Origin of the sequence: Streptomyces sp. NPDC097981 (assembly GCF_040302565.1) — a bacterium.
In the GTDB taxonomy this organism is placed as follows: domain Bacteria; phylum Actinomycetota; class Actinomycetes; order Streptomycetales; family Streptomycetaceae; genus Streptomyces.
The window spans coordinates 119517-135964 of the sequence record NZ_JBEORW010000001.1; the positions used below are offsets into that span (position 1 = coordinate 119517).

General features: G+C 70.8%; 12 protein-coding genes, 1 tRNA gene and 1 pseudogene. 8 read left to right on the forward strand and 6 right to left on the reverse strand.

Going from position 1 to position 16448, the window contains the following annotated elements; translation table 11 throughout:
• Positions 1-589: 589 nt before the first annotated feature.
• From ABTY04_RS00515 to ABTY04_RS00525, 3 genes are all read left to right on the forward strand, one after another.
• Positions 590-1054, forward strand: a complete 465-nt coding sequence (locus ABTY04_RS00515) for a glycine-rich domain-containing protein (RefSeq protein ID WP_352211079.1) — start codon at positions 590-592, stop codon at positions 1052-1054.
• A gap of 6 nt (positions 1055-1060) precedes the next feature.
• Positions 1061-1801: a class I SAM-dependent methyltransferase gene (locus ABTY04_RS00520; protein ID WP_352211080.1), complete on the forward strand. Its 741-nt coding sequence runs from the start codon at positions 1061-1063 to the stop codon at positions 1799-1801.
• A gap of 280 nt (positions 1802-2081) precedes the next feature.
• Positions 2082-2774, forward strand: a complete 693-nt coding sequence (locus ABTY04_RS00525; RefSeq protein ID WP_352211081.1) for a tyrosine-type recombinase/integrase — start codon at positions 2082-2084, stop codon at positions 2772-2774.
• Between the two features lie 88 nt (positions 2775-2862).
• Here the strand turns inward: ABTY04_RS00525 and ABTY04_RS00530 are convergent.
• A tRNA-Leu gene (locus tag ABTY04_RS00530) sits at positions 2863-2950 on the reverse strand.
• Between the two features lie 394 nt (positions 2951-3344).
• On the opposite strand from ABTY04_RS00530, the gene ABTY04_RS00535 reads away from it, so the two are divergent.
• A complete protein-coding gene (locus tag ABTY04_RS00535) occupies positions 3345-4511 on the forward strand; it encodes a low temperature requirement protein A (RefSeq protein WP_352211082.1) in 1167 nt (388 codons plus the stop codon).
• Here the strand turns inward: ABTY04_RS00535 and ABTY04_RS00540 are convergent.
• Positions 4495-5436 carry a beta-ketoacyl-ACP synthase III gene (locus ABTY04_RS00540; RefSeq protein WP_352211083.1) on the reverse strand — a complete coding sequence of 314 codons (942 nt, stop codon included), beginning with the start codon at positions 5434-5436 and terminating at the stop codon, positions 4495-4497. The genes ABTY04_RS00535 and ABTY04_RS00540 overlap by 17 nt on opposite strands.
• Positions 5437-5655: 219 nt before the next feature.
• On the opposite strand from ABTY04_RS00540, the gene fdhD reads away from it, so the two are divergent.
• Both fdhD and ABTY04_RS00550 read left to right on the forward strand, forming a co-directional pair.
• The gene (fdhD, locus tag ABTY04_RS00545; protein ID WP_352211084.1) at positions 5656-6519 is read left to right on the forward strand and encodes a formate dehydrogenase accessory sulfurtransferase FdhD; all 864 of its coding nucleotides are present in this window, start codon (positions 5656-5658) and stop codon (positions 6517-6519) included.
• Between the two features lie 576 nt (positions 6520-7095).
• Entirely contained in the window at positions 7096-8955 is a 1860-nt protein-coding gene (locus ABTY04_RS00550) for a choice-of-anchor P family protein (RefSeq protein ID WP_352211085.1), read from the forward strand.
• A gap of 191 nt (positions 8956-9146) precedes the next feature.
• Here ABTY04_RS00550 and ABTY04_RS00555 read toward each other — a convergent pair whose 3' ends face one another.
• Together ABTY04_RS00555 and ABTY04_RS00560 are read right to left on the reverse strand one after the other, a co-directional pair.
• Positions 9147-9569, reverse strand: coding sequence for a (2Fe-2S) ferredoxin domain-containing protein (locus ABTY04_RS00555; protein ID WP_352211086.1), 423 nt, complete (start codon positions 9567-9569; stop codon positions 9147-9149).
• A 9-nt stretch (positions 9570-9578) separates the two neighbouring features.
• Complete coding sequence (locus ABTY04_RS00560) at positions 9579-10631, reverse strand: bile acid:sodium symporter family protein (RefSeq protein ID WP_352211087.1); 1053 nt, start codon at positions 10629-10631, stop codon at positions 9579-9581.
• Positions 10632-10796: 165 nt separating this feature from the next.
• Between ABTY04_RS00560 and ABTY04_RS00565 the strand changes: the two genes are divergently transcribed.
• Positions 10797-11648 carry a LysR substrate-binding domain-containing protein gene (locus ABTY04_RS00565; RefSeq protein WP_352211088.1) on the forward strand — a complete coding sequence of 284 codons (852 nt, stop codon included), beginning with the start codon at positions 10797-10799 and terminating at the stop codon, positions 11646-11648.
• Positions 11649-12063: 415 nt separating this feature from the next.
• On the opposite strand, the pseudogene ABTY04_RS00570 reads toward ABTY04_RS00565, so the two are convergent.
• Both ABTY04_RS00570 and ABTY04_RS00575 read right to left on the reverse strand, forming a co-directional pair.
• Positions 12064-12780 (reverse strand): annotated as a pseudogene (locus tag ABTY04_RS00570) (IclR family transcriptional regulator domain-containing protein); the annotation flags it as partial.
• Positions 12781-13571: 791 nt separating this feature from the next.
• Positions 13572-14093, reverse strand: coding sequence for an RNA polymerase sigma factor (locus ABTY04_RS00575; protein WP_352211089.1), 522 nt, complete (start codon positions 14091-14093; stop codon positions 13572-13574).
• Positions 14094-14613: 520 nt separating this feature from the next.
• Between ABTY04_RS00575 and metG the strand changes: the two genes are divergently transcribed.
• Positions 14614-16329: a methionine--tRNA ligase gene (gene metG / locus ABTY04_RS00580; protein WP_352211090.1), complete on the forward strand. Its 1716-nt coding sequence runs from the start codon at positions 14614-14616 to the stop codon at positions 16327-16329.
• Positions 16330-16448 lie beyond the last annotated feature (119 nt).

The window sequence follows — 16448 nt, forward strand, 5'->3', positions numbered from 1 at the left end:
TCAAAGCTAGACCGAAGTGCCGCTCAATGACACCGGTTTGACGCCCTCTGAGGCGTCATTGACGCGCGTTTGAGGGACGCCCACCTGACGCCCGTTCCGCCGTCGCTCTGTCCTGCACTTCCGGAGCAACATCAAGGCGTCGTGAGGCAGCCGCATCAGGAGGGTGAGCGAATGGCCAAGGAGTTCAGGAACCAGGGGCTTCCCGGAGGCAGCCCCGGAGGCCCGATCACCCTCGCACTCCCGGCCTTGCAGCCGACGCCCGTCGAAGGCTGCGGGATCTGCACGACGGTTGCGCAGGAGCGGGAGGCGGCATGGAGGCGCGGAGACAAGTCCGCCGCGTCTGACGCGAACGTGAAGCTCCGCAACCACCGGTACCACGCCTCATGATCATGACTCTGCGGGTATCCCGGGACGGCGGCCAGACATACGGCGGACAAGTCGTGTATCCGACCGACCGAAGCGAGAAGCCGCTGACTCCGGCAGCGTCGGCCAGATGGCCCCCGTGTGCGTGCCCACGATGCTCCCCCACGATCACGCACCATCCGCAGGGACCGGCCCCAGGTCGTCCCATGACCAGGAAGGCACAGACGTGACGATCACACAGCAGTCGACCGAGGTCTCAGACCTCATCAGCCCCGACCTTCGGGGCAGCCTGATCCAGGACGTACGCAAGACCTGGCCGGAGCTGTCCGACGAGATGGGCGAGCGCGGCGTGAACCAGATGGTGGCCTTCCTGGTCGCCTCGACGCGCTCTGAGGAGCCGCTCACCCCGTCACTTCGGGTGGACCTCTTCTGGCACGCGTTCCTTCAGCGGAGCGTGCCTTACGTCGCGTTCTCCAAGGCGCTCGGCACCGAGTACATCCACCACGTCCCGGACGACACCGAGACCGGTTCGGACCCTGAGGCGGGCCGGGCCGCCATGGACGCGACGAAGGCCGTGATCCGCGCGGCCGGGTTCACCCTCGACCCCGAGTTCTGGCCCAACGAGGGCGCGGCGGACTGCTCGCAGTGCCACGCTGGGTGCACGGACAGCCCGGTAAGCAAGGGCAAGTAGTACCCCATGAGCCATCAGCCGCCCGGCCACCCGCCGGGCGGCTGCCCTCATTCAGCAAAAGGACGGAAAGTGCCAGACACGCGTAGTGCTGCTTGGGACGCCTACTCGAAGACCAAGCCCCAGCGGCGTACGACGAACGCCAAAGGCGAGACCACGTGGTTCAACTGGACCCAGCACCCGGACCACGGCCCCGGGGCCGAAGTACTCGCCTTGCAGCCGGGCGAGACCGTACTTGACATCGGGTGCGGGGCAGGTGGAAACCTAGCCCACTTGGCCACCCTCGGCATGAAGGCCGTAGGCGTGGACCTGTCGCGCGCACAGCTCTCCAAGGCCTGGGAGCGCTGGTCGGACGTGGACGGCATGGAGTTGCACCAGGGCGAGGCGCTTGCCTTCATGGCGACCGCGCAGGCCCCCTTCAACGCGATCTATTCCGTGTTCGGCGCTGCCTACTTCACCGATCCCGGGCTCATGCTCCCCGCAGCGCATGACGCACTCGCCCCCGGAGGGGTGTTCGCCATGTCCCAGCATCCGGCCGTAGAGGGCTGCTACGGATGCCAGGCGTCTTACATCCCACGAGATCCTGAGGAGGACCCTGCCGTGGTGAGGCGGTGGGACTATGAACCGGCAACCTGGGCCATGATGCTCAAGGAATACGGCTTCGCGGACGTGACTGCCACCGTGCTCTCAGCCCCAGCCGATGGGAAGCGCCGGATCGGCACCCTGCTTATTCATGGCAGGCGAGCGTAGGGGGGTGTGCATAACAGCGGGTGCCGCGTCAAAGAAACCCCGCCCCGTTCGGCGTTCCGGTTTGGCCTGCGCTCCTGAGCCTGCCAGTCCCCGACCGTCCCGTCCTGCCCACTCGGACAAGGGGAAGCCCCTGGGCGCCAAGAGTGTCCGGCACGTTCACAACATCCTGTCCGGCGCTCTCGGGGCAGCGGTACCCAAGCTGATCCCTGCCAATCCGGCCGCGACGGCACACCCGCCCACGGCCCGGCAGATCAAGGCGCAGGAGCAGAGCTATCCGACCGTGGACGACGGCCAGACAGCGCGGTTTCTGGGCTCTGTGTGGGAGCCGTGCGGCAACCGGGCCTGTGACGGCGGCCTGACTCACCACTGCCTTCGGGACGCTCCGCTGTGGACGGTCTACGCCGCGACCGGTGTCCGGCGCAGTGAGGCTCTGGGAATGAAGTGGTCTCTCGTGCGCTGGGATGAGGGAGCTATCGAACTGGGCTGGGTGGTGGTCGAGGAGGGCAACGCGTACCGGCTTCGGAAGCTGACCAAGGATGGTGATGCCAACGCGATCATCTATGTGGATCAGAGCGTGATGAATGTCCTCAAGTGGCAGAAGGCCCGGCAGGACGCCGACCGTGCCCGCATGGGCACCGCATGGACGGACCATGACCTTGTGTTCGCCCGGGACGGCTTCAAACTCTACCGAGGCGAGGCCGGAGGACCCCAGGACCCTGAGAAGGTGTCGGCACGCTGGCGCACGCTCCGGACCCGGCTGCACCTGCCGGAGGACTTCCGGATTCACGACTGGCGGCACAGCAAGGTCACGAACGATCTGGAGGCCGGGGAGAACCCCGTAGAGGTCTCAGCGAACGTCCGGCACCACTCGCCGGGCTACACCATGGCCCGGTACGGGCACTCACGTAAGGACGGAGCGCGGAAGCTCGCCGCCTCTGGTGCGGGCCGACTCGGCCTGTCATCCCTGGTCTGACCTGGGGATCCGCTGGGCTGTTGGTCACGTGGTTGGTCACGCCACAGCCCGGAAAAGCAGAAAACCCCACATGAAGTGGGGTCTCAGCTGGTGTCCGAGGGGGGACTTGAACCCCCACGCCCGATAAAGGGCACTAGCACCTCAAGCTAGCGCGTCTGCCATTCCGCCACCCGGACTAGGTGATCGGCCCCGGTCTCCCGCGGCGACAAGGACAACAATAGCAAAGGATCGGCGTGCTTCCGACCAGGTATTCGGCCCGGCCCGCTCGCTGACCTGCATGCATGCCCCGGAGGGCTCGGCGAGACCCTGCGTCTCGCCGGTCAGCGGGCCGCTGTGGCGCGCTCCGCCCTCAGCCAGTCGTCGTTGCGGCTTTCGCTTTCCTCGGCGGCTGACGGCGTGCCCATCCTCCGGTCGCCCCCGGGGCCGGCGCGTCCCTCCGCCGGGCGGGATCCGCGTACCTCTCAGGTCGTACGGGCCCGGAGGGCGCCCGGATGCCGATACGCGCTGGACACCGCGGGTGCCGAGGAGGTCGGATGAACGCCGCAGGTCTGCATCCGGGGGGAGCCGCGCATGGAAACACCGCACCGCGTCAGTACGTTGGAGCTTTTCTTCGACCTCGTCTTCGTCTTCACCATCACCCAGCTGACGGTGCTGCTCGCGGACGACATCGGCTTCCGGGGCGCCGGCCAGGTGCTGGTGATCTTCACTGTGCTGTTCTGGATGTACGGGGGCTACGCGCACCTGACCAACCAGGTGCCGCCCGACCGCACGGTGCGCAGGGTGCTGCTGATCCTGGCCATGGGGGCGTTCCTGGTGTGCGCGCTGGCGGTGCCGACCGCCTTCGGCGCCGGCGGGGTCGCCTTCGGCCTGGGGTACGTGTGCGTCGTCCTCGTGCACAGCGCGCTCTACACGCAGGCGCACGGGTTCGGAGTGCTCTGGTTCGCGCTGCCCAACATGCTGTGTGCACTGTCGGTGCTGGCAGCCGGGTTCTTCGACGGGCCGCCCGCCTGGGGGCTGTGGATGCTCGCCCTGCTGATCCAGTTCGCCGTGCCGCAGCTCGTGCAGCGGGTGGCGGCGAGCGGGGCGGGGTCCGCCGAGGCCGTGTCCGCGGTGACGACCGTCAGTGACCAGCTCGGCGGCATGAGTTCCGCGCACCTCGTGGAGCGGCACGGGCTGCTGCTGATCATCGTCTTCGGCGAGTCCGTCATCGCGATCGGCATCGGGACCGGCTCGCTGCCGCTGTCCGTGGGGATCGCCGGGGGCGCCTTCCTCGCGCTCGCCGTCGCGTCGGCGCTGTGGTGGATGTACTTCGTACGCGACGAGGGCCGGGCTGAGGAGGTCTTCGCCGAGACGGCGCCGGAGAACCGTTTCAAGCTGGCGATGCTCGCGTACTACTACGCCTTCCTGCCCATGCTGCTCGGGATCGCCGCCTTCGCGGCCGGCGTCAAGAAGACCATCGGGCACCTGGGCGAGCACCTGCACACCGGCCCGGCACTCGCCCTCGCGGGCGGGATCGCCGTCTACCTGGCCGGGAACCTGGCCTTCCGGGCCGTCCTCGGGATCGGCCCGGCCCGGTTCCGGGCGGCGGCGCTGGTGCTCGTCCTGCCGACGGTCCCGATCGGCATGGGCACCGCCGGGCTCTGGCAGCTGCTGGCGCTGGTCGTCGTGCTCCTGGGGACGCTGGGTGCCGAGGTCCGCTGGACCCCGGGCTGCTCGGCGGCTACGGGCAGCGGATGACCTGGCCGGCGTAGGAGAGGTTGCCGCCGAACCCGAAGAGGAGGACCGGGGCGCCGGAGGGGATCTCACCGCGCTCGACCAGCTTCGAGAGCGCCATCGGGATGCTGGCGGCGGAGGTGTTCCCGGAGTCGACGACATCGCGGGCCACCACCGCGTTCACGGCGCCGATCTTGGCCGCGAGCGGCTCGATGATCCGCAGGTTCGCCTGGTGCAGGACGACGGCGGCCAGGTCCTCGGGGGCGACCCCGGCCTTCTCGCACACCTTGCGCGCGAGCGGCGGGAGCTGGCTGGTGGTCCAGCGGTAGACGGACTGGCCCTCCTGGGCGAAGACCGGCGGGGTGCCCTCGATCCGGACCGCGTGGCCCATCTCCGGGACCGAACCCCACAGGACCGGGCCGATGCCGGGCTCCTCGCAGGCCTCGACCACGGCCGCACCCGCACCGTCGCCGGTCAGCACACAGGTGGTGCGGTCGGTCCAGTCGGTGATCTCGGTCATCTTGTCGGCGCCGATGACCAGGGCGCGGCGGGCCGAGCCGGCCCGGATCGCGTGGTCGGCGGTGGCCAGGGCGTGCGTGAAGCCCGAGCAGACGACGTTGAGGTCCATCACGGCCGGGCTGCCGCCCATGCCCAGCTTGGCGGCGACCCGGGCCGCCATGTTGGGTGACCGGTCGATCGCGGTGGAGGTGGCCACCAGGACGAGGTCGATGTCGTCGGGGGTCAGGCCGGCACCGGCCAGGGCCTTGCCGGCGGCGTGGAAGGCGAGCTCGTCCACCGGTTCGTCGGGACCCGCCACGTGCCGGGTCTTGATGCCGACACGGGAGCGGATCCACTCGTCGTTGGTGTCGACCATGGCCGCGAGGTCCTCGTTGGTGAGCACTTTCGCGGGCTGGTAGTGCCCTAGCGCCACCACGCGTGAACCGGTCATGGGCGGGGTCCCCCCTCGTACGGAAGTCAGGATCACCCAGCTTGACCTGCTACTGGTGGGTACAGGTGCACGTGACCCAACAGGATTAGTGCCCCTGAATTTGGAGATTCCGGAGGATCTTCCTGCCGGGAGCGCCGGGGAGCGCGGATCCGGGAGAATGGGCCCGGTCAGGTGCACGACGGGGTGCGCGACGAGCACAGAACGGGTGGGCTGATCACCATGGGACGGGTCACCGAGCGCCGCCGTGTCGTCCGGGTGCGGAACGGGATGACCGTGGTCCGCCCCGACACGCTGGCCGCCGAGGAGCCGCTGGAGATACGGCTGAACGGCAAGCCGCTGGCCATCACGATGCGCACCCCCGGAGACGACTTCGCGCTGGCCGTGGGCTTCCTCGTGAGCGAGGGCGTGCTCGGCTCCGCATCGGACGTACGGGCCGTGACCTACTGCGAGGGGGCGACGGAGGACGGCTCGAACACGTACAACGTCGTCAACGTGCAGCTCGCGCCCGGGGTCCCGGTGCCGGACATCACACTCGAACGCAACGTCTACACCACCTCCTCCTGCGGCCTGTGCGGAAAGGCCAGCCTGGACGCGGTGCGCACGGCGACCCGGTTCCCGCAGGCCGCCGCCGACACGCTACGGATTCCCGTGGATCTCCTCGGTGAGCTGCCGGACCGGCTCCGGGCGGCGCAGAAGGTGTTCGACCGCACGGGTGGTCTGCACGCGGCAGGGCTGTTCTCGCCGGAGGGCGAGCTGCTGGACATACGGGAGGACGTCGGCCGCCACAACGCCGTGGACAAGATCATCGGCCGGGCGTTCCAGGCCGGCCTCCTGCCGCTGGCGGGAGCGGTGCTGCTGGTGTCGAGCCGGGCCTCCTTCGAGCTCGCGCAGAAGGCCGTGATGGCGGGCATCCCGGTCCTGGCCGCCGTCTCCGCGCCGTCGTCGCTGGCCGTGGACCTGGCGGTGGAGTCGGGCCTGACCCTCGTCGGCTTCCTGCGCGGGCAGAACATGAACATCTACGCAGGCGAGGAGAGGGTCGTCCTCCGGGATGTGGAGGACTCCGGAGCGTCTCTGATCGGCTAAGCGATCCCGTGCAAGACGTAGCAGCCGGTTCCGGCCCGTTGGCGCGTGTCCCGGTGTTGCGGCCGGGACCGTCACGATGGCGATGCCTTGGCCTCGGGCACGTTGTACGCGGTGGCCGGCAGCCGGTCCGCCGGCCGTAGCCGTCGAGGCCGGCCGCTCGGGCGTGCACCAGCGGCAGCCGGCAGCTCCGTCTACCCGGCCGTTCCGGCGGCCGGGCCGCGGGCGCCGGTTGCGGTACTCGGCGAGATGCGCCGCCCGCGTCCCGTCATGGCTGCGGGCTGGCTCACCGCCGCTCCTTCCGGGGTCACCGTGCGGTGCGGCGGTGCGGTCGGCATGGGACGACCGCGGCACGACGGGCGAATTGCCGATGTGATTGTTGGACCACTTGAGTGCTTTCTCGGCCGACGCAACAGATCCCTCGAAGTGGCGATCAGGTGTGATCGTTCCGCGTGACGAAGATGATCCTGCCGCTCTCACGGTCAGTCTCCCGATTCGCCGCACAGGCCGGGGCATCCTGTCTGCCGTGAGCGACTGTCAAGGCCAGCTCCCCTACCTTGCAACCCAAGGGACTTCTCTATGGGCTCACCCAACAGGCGTGGCTTCGCCATTGCCGTACTCACCGCTTTCACGGGCGCGTTGTGCTCCGCAGCACCGGCCCACGCAGCGCTTGCCTCGCCGACCGCGAACGCGTACGTCGCCTCGGCCGATGCCATCGGGTCAATCGTCGCCGTGGCTCCCGTACCGGTCTCGAACTACCCACCCGGTGGTACGACGACCCAGGTGGGCCTCAACGTCGGGCCGTTCATCACCAGCTCCACCCTGACCGCCAAGACCGCCGGCGACCCCGTCACAGGGACCTCCAGCGCCTCCGCCACGGTGCAGACCATCAAGGCCGACTTCGGTTCGCCCATCGGAGGTTTGAACGTCGTCGGGGACAACGTTCTGAACCTCACCGGGGTCAACTCCCACTGCGAGGCGACCCCCAGCGGGGCGACCGGGGATGGCGTGATCGCCGCCGGCACCGTCGTCGTCGGTGCCGGCGTCCCGATCGTCCTCACGGCGAACGCGGCGCCCAATACCGTCATTCCCGTCGGCGCCCTGGGACAGGTCACGCTGAACGAGCAGTCGACGGACGCGAACGGGGTCCTCACGATCAATGCCGTGCACCTGGAGGTGCCTGATGGCGAAGGCGTAGACAACGTCATCCTGGGCCACGTCGTGTGCGGAGGCGCGGCTCCCGCTCCGACGATCACCAAGAAGGCAGCGGAGAAGTCGTTCGTCGAGGGTGAGACGATCCACTACACGTTCACCGTGACGAACAACGGCACCGAGCCGCTGACCAACATCGCGGTGACGGACAACGGACCGGGTTCGCCGACGGTCACCTGCCCCCCCGGCTCGCTGGCGCCGGGCGCCTCGGTGAACTGCACCGCCAGCTACACCGCGACTGCCGCGGACGTGGCCGCGGGGGAGATCACGGACACCGGAACGGTTACCGCTGACCTCCCCGACGAAGAAGGGACCGTGACCGGTGTCAGCGAGGAGCTGACCATCCCGCTCAGGGCGCTGTCGATCACGAAGTCGGCGATCGACGCGGACTTCAAGGCCCCGGGCGAGACGGTCCACTACACCTACACCGTCACCAACACCGGCCAGGCTCCGCTCACCGACGTGACCGTGACCGATCTGACGGCCGGTGTCACCGTCTGGGGCTGCGGCACCGACCAGCTGGCGCCCGGTGAGACCACGACCTGTCAGGCGACCTACACCACGACGGCGGCCGACGTCGCCGCAGGGACGATCAACGACCAGGGCAGGGCCACCGGCACCGCCCCGGGTGGGGAGAAGGTGACGGCGACCAGCAACACGGTCTCCACCCCGCTTGCGGCACTGTCGGTGGTCAAGACCTCCGACCTGACCCAGTTCACGGCAGCGGGTCAGACAATCCACTACACCTACAAGGTGACCAACAACGGGACGCAGACCCTGAGCAACATCAGTGTCGTGGACACCGGCCCGGGTTCGCCGACGGTCACCTGCCCGGTGAGCACACTGGAGCCCGGTGAGTGGATGAACTGCACGGCCAGCTACACCACGACCCAAGCGGACGTCGCTGCGGGCAAGGTCGTCAACGGGGTGACGGTCACCGGCACCACCCCCAACGGCAGCACCTTGAGCGGCGCCGGCAACACGGTCAGCGTCTTCAAGTACCCGCCGTGTGACGACAAGAACAACCGAAGTGGCTGCGAGGGCGAGAAGGGCCACGGCGACAAGGGCAGGGGTGACAAGGGCCAGGGCGACAACGGCAGGGGCGACAAGGACAGGGGAGACAAGGGCAGGGGCGAAAAGGGCCATGGCGAAAAGGGCAAGGGAGACAAGGGCCACGGCGAAAAGGGCAAGCGTGACAAGGACAAGGGTGACAAGAGCCACCCCTAGAGCCGTGATCACGGCCGACGCCGTGGCCTCGGACTCAAACCGAGCGACCGACCAGGCCTGATCCGCCACAGTGGTCCGGGAACCCTCCGGTTCCCGGACCACCGCTTTTCTCGGAACGTGTTCAGGCGTCCGGCCCCGCCCGCCGGTCCCGGGCAACGCCATGGACCCGGCCCGTACCGCGGTGAGCTCATTCAGCGGCGGCGGCCCCGGCGGGTCGGGGCCGGCTTCGGTTCCGGGGGGTCGATGCGGTGGAGGTCCAGGGTCGCCGGGACCGGGGTGACTCCCGGGCCGCCGGATTCCGCCCACGCGATGACCTCGTCGGTCGCGGTGTCGTCCAGGGCCCAGCCGAACCAGGTCGCGCGGGCGCCCCGGCGACGCGCCTCGGTGGTGGGCTGGACCACGATGACATTGGCTTGCGCGCACGGCCCGAGGCAGTCACTCGTACGGACGGCCAGCCGGCCCCCCGAGGCGGCGGCCGCCTCGCGCAGCCGGGCCAGCTGGCCGGCGTGGTCGGAGCCGGGGTTCTTGCGGGGGTCCCCGCAGCAGCAGCCGCGGCAGACCACGAGGGTGCACGGGCGTTCGGCGTGGGCGGCGAGCGGGCGTATCCAGGTCACCGCCGCACGTTACCGGGCCTGCTGCACGGGGTGTTGGACCCCGGGGGAGACCTCCACCACATGTCCGGCGGGCAGTTCGCCGCCCGCGTCGGCCGCGGGGTCCTGCGCGCGGCGGCGCGCCAGCACCGCGCACACCATCAGCTGCATCTGGTGGAACAGCATCAGCGGCAGCACCGCGAGGCTCGCCTGGGCCCCGAACAGCACGCTGGCCATGGGCAGTCCGGCCGCGAGGCTCTTCTTCGACCCCGCGAACTGGATGGCGATCCGGTCCGCGCGGCCGAACCCGAGCCGCTTCGCCCCGTACCAGCTCACCAGGAGCATGACGGCGAGCAGTACGGCCTCCACCGCCAGCAGGGCGGCCAGGCGCGGGACGCTGACCTGGTGCCAGATCCCGGCGGCCATGCCCGCGCTGAAGGCGGCGTAGACGACGAGCAGGATCGAGCCGCGGTCGACGTGGCCCAGGACCTTCTTGTTCCGGACCAGGAAAGGGCCGGTCCAGCGGCGCAGCGCCTGGCCCAGCAGGAAGGGCAGCAGGAGCTGGAAGACGATTTTGAGGAGGGAGTCGGCGGAGAAGCCGCCCGCGTTGTTGCCGAGCAGGCCGGCGGCGAGGAGCGGGGTGAGGAAGATGCCGGCGAGGCTGGAGAAGGAGCCCGCGCAGATCGCCGCCGGGACGTTGCCGCGGGCGATCGAGGTGAAGGCGATCGAGGACTGGATCGTCGAGGGGACCAGGCAGAGGAAGAGCAGTCCGCTGTGCAGCGCGGGCGTGAGCAGGGTGGGGACGAGGGCGCCGGTGGCCAGGCCGAGCAGTGGGAAGAGTACGAAGGTGCAGGCCAGCACGGTGAGGTGGAGCCGCCAGTGGCGCAGGCCGTCGAGGGCCTCGCGGGTGGAGAGCCGGGCGCCGTAGAGGAAGAAGAGCAGGGCCACGGCCCCGGTCGCGGCCCCCTCGGCGGCGGAGCCGGCCGGGCCGCGGGCCGGCAGCAGCGCGGCGAGGCCGACCGTGCCGAGGAGGGCCAGGACGTACGGGTCCAGGGGCAGCCGGGCGGGCATGTGCGGGCGGCGCATCCAAGGGGACTTTCTTGCTGGTGCGGCGGCGGGGCGGGGCTCGTCCCGCCCCGGGTGCCTCTTCGTCTTCGTGTTCATCGTCGTACGCCCGCGGTGATCGGGAAACCCGCACACCGCACTGACTGCCATTGTGTTCCGTGATGGCCGTGGGCCAGCATGGGAGCCATGTACGACCCCGTCCAGTTGCGCACCTTCCTCACGGTGGCCCAGACGCTCAGCTTCACCCAGGCCGCGGGCCGGCTGGGCATCCGGCAGTCCACGGTCAGCCAGCACGTACGGCGGCTGGAGGAGGCGACGGGCCGTCCCCTCTTCCTCCGGGACACCCACAGCGTCGAGCTGACGGAGGACGGCGAGGCGCTGCTCGGCTTCGCCCGGACCATCCTGGAGGCGCACGAGCGGGCCGCCGCCTTCTTCACCGGGACGCGGCTGCGGGGGCGGCTGCGGTTCGGGGCGTCGGAGGACTTCGTGCTGACCCGGCTGCCGGAGATCCTGGAGGGCTTCCGGCACGAGCACCCAGAGGTGGACCTGGAGCTGTCGGTCGAGCTGTCCGGGACGCTGCACGAGCGGCTGGACGCGGGCCGGCTGGACCTGGTCCTGGCGAAGCGGCGCGGGCCGGGGGACGAACGGGGCCGGCTGGTGTGGCGGGACCGGATGGTGTGGATCGGGGCGGAGGGGCTGCGGGTGGACCCGGACCGGCCCGTGCCGCTGATCGTCTTCCCGCCGCCGGGGATCACCCGGGCCCGGGCGCTGGAGGTACTGGAGAGGGACGGGCGGGCGTGGCGGATCGCGTGTACGAGCGGCAGCCTGAGCGGGCTGGTCGCCGCGGCCCGGGCGGGGCTGGGCGTGATGGCGCACACGCGGGGGCTGATCCCGCCGGGGCTGGTACGGGTGGGGGGTCTGCCGGATCTGGGGCCGGTGGAGTTCGCGCTGCTGCGGGGGGAGCGGGGATCGGCGCCGGCGGAGGCGCTGGCCGCCGCGATCCTCTCGGGCGCGGACCGCCTCACCCGCGCCGGCTGACGCCCGCCGGCGGGGCCCGGCCCGCGCCTCGAAGGGAGGCGGGGCCGGGGAAGAGGACGGACCCGCGCCGCGAGCGTCGCGGGGGCCGGAATCCCCCGGCGGACGGGGGTCAGGTGCCCAGGACCAGGAGGCGCTCGCCCGTCGGGAGGCTGCCCGGGCTGAGGGGGGCGAAGGTGAGGGGGAGGGACAGGCGGGGCGGGCCGGATTCCGGGAGGGGGTCGAAGAAGTACGCGGCCTCCGCCGTCGTGTCGCTGACCAGGTGGGGGTCGGCCGGCGAGGCCGTCGGACGGGTCAGCGGGGTACGGAAGAGCCTGCGAAGGTGGCGCAGGGTCTCCGGAGTGAGTGTTTCCGCAGTGCCGCGGGACGGGCGGGGCACGGGGGCGGCCGCCGGCGCGTCCGGGGGGATCGCGCCCGACAGCAGCAGCGCCAGGAGCACGGGGACGGCCTTGCGGCGCAGGGCCTCGGTCGCCTCGTGCAGCCGGTGGGCATGGGTGGCGGGCAGCGACAGCGCGAGGCTCCCGGCGGCGTCGCCGGTCGCGATCGGGACCGCCGAGCAGACCACGCCGGGGGAGTACTCGCGCAGGTCGAAGACCGGCGCACCCGGAGCCAGCGAGTCGAGGGCCGTGAACAGGACCCGGCTGTCGGTGATCGTCTGCGGGGTGAACCGGGTCGGCCGGTGCCGGGCGACGTGGTCGCGGCGCCGGTCGTGGTCGAGCTGGGTCAGCAGGCACTTGCCGACGGCGCTGGCGTGCGCGGCGGCCCTGAAGTCCACCCACTCCCGCACCGGTGGCGCCCCGGGCCCGTCGGCCATCTGGGTGATCCTGACCTCCCCCTCGGCATACCGGCTCAGGTACACCGCGGCGCGCGCGCTGTCCCGGGCCAGGGCCAGCGTGCGCTGGAGCTGGCACGCCAGTCCGCCGCCGGGGGCGGCGAGCCGGTCGAGGGCGGGCCCGCGCGCGTACACGCCCGCGCCCGGCCGGTACGCGTACTCCTCCTCGCACAGCATCGCCAGCAGCGGCCGCAGCTCTGCCTCGGCGAGGCCGGACTCCCGCCCCAGCTGGGCGACCCGCACCCCGAGCGGGTGCTTTTCGAGGACCCGTACGACGGCCAGCGCGCGCCGCGCCTGGCCCAGCGCCTCGCTCGTTCCCGCCTTTCCCGGGCTTCCGTGCGCCGCTGCCGCGAGGTGCCGCAGCGGCCCCGCGCCCGGCCGGGCCCGGGGCACGGTCTCCGTCACCACCGGGGGAGGCGGCCGGAACGCGGCCAGCACCGACGGCAGTCCGGCCCGCGGCAGCGGCACCGGGCCCAGGTCGGGATCGTCGAGCTGCTCGACGTGGCGCAGGACGGTCGCCTGCGCGCACAGCCGCACCTCGCGCAGATCCCGGCGGCCGCCGGGCCGGTAGCCGCGCCGGCCCAGTTCGCGCGCCCACACCCGGGCGTCGTGGTGCTCCCCGCGCCGGGAGTGGTCGAGGAAGAGGCAGTAGGCGGCCGATGCGGTGCGCGCCCGCCCGGAGCCGGCGGCGAACTGCCACCAGAAGCGGGCGCCTTCGCGCAGCCCGGCCAGGTGCAGCAGGCAGCCGAAGACCACGGCCCCGGCCAGATCGGTGTGCCCGCTCTCGACGAAGGCCGTGAGCTGGGCCTCGGCCTTCGGAGTGCACACGGCGGCCAGGCAGACGGCCTTGAGGTCGCGCCGGGCCCGTTCGGAGTCGAGCGGGCAGTCCCGGAGGGGGTCGCTCCAGCCGTAGGCGGCCCGGCGCCGGGAGGGCGCCGCCGAGGACTTCCCCCGGGAGGCGCGCAGCAGCCGCGCCTCGGCCGCACCCAGGTCGTAGTGCGGGTACCGGTCGCGGACGCCGGCCCGGGTCAGGAACTCGGCCAGGGAGCGGCGGGCGGCGTCGCCGCCGCGCTCCTCCTTGCCCTCGCGGCGCCTCATGACTCGGCGGAGGTGTCGAGCATGCGGGCGAGCCGCCGGTGGGCCTGGCCGAGCTGCGAGCGGACGGTGGCCTCGTCGACGCCCATCACCGAGGCGGCTTCACCGGGGCTGCACTGGAGCCCGTAGCGCAGCAGCACGGTGTCCCGCTGGCGCTCGGCGAGCCGGGACACGGCGGAGTAGAAGCGGATGGTGTCGGTCAGCACCTCGTACTGGTCGGCGTGGGCCTCCTTGAGGGCGGCCTCGAAGGCGCTGATGTCCATGGGTTCGGGCAAGGTGCCGCGCCGCTGCTGCCGGTCGACCAGCCGCTGCTTGAGGATGGTCCAGGCGTAGGCGTCGAGCCGGTCCATGTGGAGCATGCGTAACCACTCGTTCATGATCGAGTCGAAGGTGGCGTCCACCGCGTCCTCCGCAGCCGCGTCCGAGCCCAGCTGCAGATACGCGAAACGCATGTACGAGGGCCTCCGGTTGGCGTGGAAGGCCCAGTACGACAGGCGGGCCGTCGGGTTCCACTGACTCATGGGCGTCGGCCGCCGCCGTCGGCTGGGCAGTCCCACGGCCCCACCGGACTCCTCTGGTCCGCCATCGCTCACCGTTCCACCTCACCTCATCCCCTGTGCGCGGACAGCCTGGCAGTGCAGGCGCACCCGGAGCGTGCAGAAGAGAGACCTCGAAGGATTACGTTCGGTGATGATCGGCGAGTGACCGACTTCGATCATGCGCGGGCTCAGTCCGCGCATCCGCATATGCCCCGGCCATGCCGGGCCGCCGTGCACCGGCGTACGCCGTGTGACCAGCCAGGACGACCCGCCCGACGGGCCCGGCCGACCGAACCGCGGACACCGGTCCGCGGTGATCCGCTCCGGCTGTAGCATGGGCCCATTGCGAGGGCCGTGACGCAGAGGTCACTTCCCTCGCTTTTGCGTTACATCCACCCCGCGGAAATGCGGCACGTGGCCTTTCGGCGGTTCGATACGATGAACCGCATCACAATCCGTCACGCCACGTTGTCACCGCATAGATGAAATGGAGCATCCGAGGATGGCTCGACACCTGATCACCAGCGCGCTTCCGTACATCAACGGGATCAAGCACCTGGGCAACATGGTCGGGTCGATGCTTCCGGCGGATGTGTACTCCCGGTACCTCCGCCAGCGCGGCCACGACGTCCTCTACATCTGCGCCACCGACGAGCACGGCACCCCCGCCGAACTCGCCGCGAAGGAGGCCGGCCTCTCGGTCGCCGAGTTCTGTGCGCAGGCCCACGACGCGCAGAAGGCGGTCTACGACGGCTTCGAGCTGTCCTTCGACTACTTCGGCCGCAGCTCCTCCGCGCAGAACCGCGAGATCACCCAGCACTTCGCGCGCAGGCTCCAGGAGAACGGCTTCATCGAGGAGCGCGCGATCCGGCAGGTCTACTCGCCGGTCGACGGCCGCTTCCTGCCGGACCGCTACGTCGAGGGCACCTGCCCGCACTGCGGCTACGACAAGGCCCGCGGCGACCAGTGCGAGAACTGCACCCGCGTCCTGGACCCGACCGACCTGATCGAGCCCCGCTCGGCCATCTCCGGCTCCACCGAGCTGGAGGTCCGCGAGACCAAGCACCTCTTCCTGCTCCAGTCCGCGCTCCAGCACGAGGTCGAAGGCTGGGTCGCCGAGCACGAGGAGGAGTGGCCGCAGCTGGCGTCCTCCATCGCCCGCAAGTGGCTGACCGAGGGTCTGCACGACCGCGCCATCACCCGCGACCTCGACTGGGGCGTCCCGGTCCCGGCCGACACCTGGCCCGAACTGGCCGCCGAGGGCAAGGTCTTCTACGTCTGGTTCGACGCCCCGATCGAGTACATCGGAGCCACCAAGGAGTGGTCCGACCTCGACGCGGAGAACCGCGACTACAAGTCCTGGTGGTACGAGGCCGGGAACGTCCGCTACACCCAGTTCATGGCCAAGGACAACGTCCCGTTCCACACGGTGATGTTCCCGGCCACCGAGCTGGCGACCCGCGAGCCGTGGAAGAAGGTCGACTACGTCAAGGCCTTCAACTGGCTGACGTACTACGGCGGCAAGTTCTCCACCTCGCAGAAGCGCGGCGTCTTCACCGACCAGGCCCTGGAGATCCTCCCGGCCGACTTCTGGCGCTACTTCCTCATCGCCAACGCGCCGGAGTCCGACGACTCGTCGTTCACGTGGGAGCACTTCGCCGCCACGGTCAACAAGGACCTCGGCGGCACCCTCGGCAACTTCGTGAACCGCGTGCTGACCTTCTCCCGCAAGAAGTTCGGCGACGAGGTCCCGGCCGGCAGCCCCGCCGGCGAGGCCGAGGCCAAGCTGGGCGAGCAGATCGCCGAGCTGCTGGCCGAATACGAGGGCCACATGGAGTCGCTCCAGTACCGCAAGGCCGCGGCCGCGCTGCGCGCCCTGTGGTCGGCCGGAAACGCGTACCTCGACGAGAAGGCCCCCTGGCTGGAGGTCAAGACCGACCTGGAGGGCGCGGCGCTCACCCTGCGCACCGCGATGAACCTCATCCACCTCTACTCGGTGGTCTCCGAGCCGTTCATCCCGGCCTCGGCGCGCGCCATGCGCTCGGCCTTCGAGCTCGCCGACGACACGGCGACGTGGGTCACCCCGGAGCAGGCCAGGTCCCTGGACGCGGTCCCGGCGGGCACGCCGTTCACCGTGCCGCCGGTGCTCTTCGCGAGGGTCACCGAGGAGGACCTGGAGTCCTACCGCGAGCGCTTCGGCGGTACCGAGGCGGGCTGACACCCGGCTGAACGAAGGGGCGCGACCCACCCGGGCCGCGCCCCTTCGGCGTACCCGGGCCCGGCGGGGCAGGAGAGACCAGGCCCCGCAGTGTCCACCTGAACATGCGGCCGGCCTCT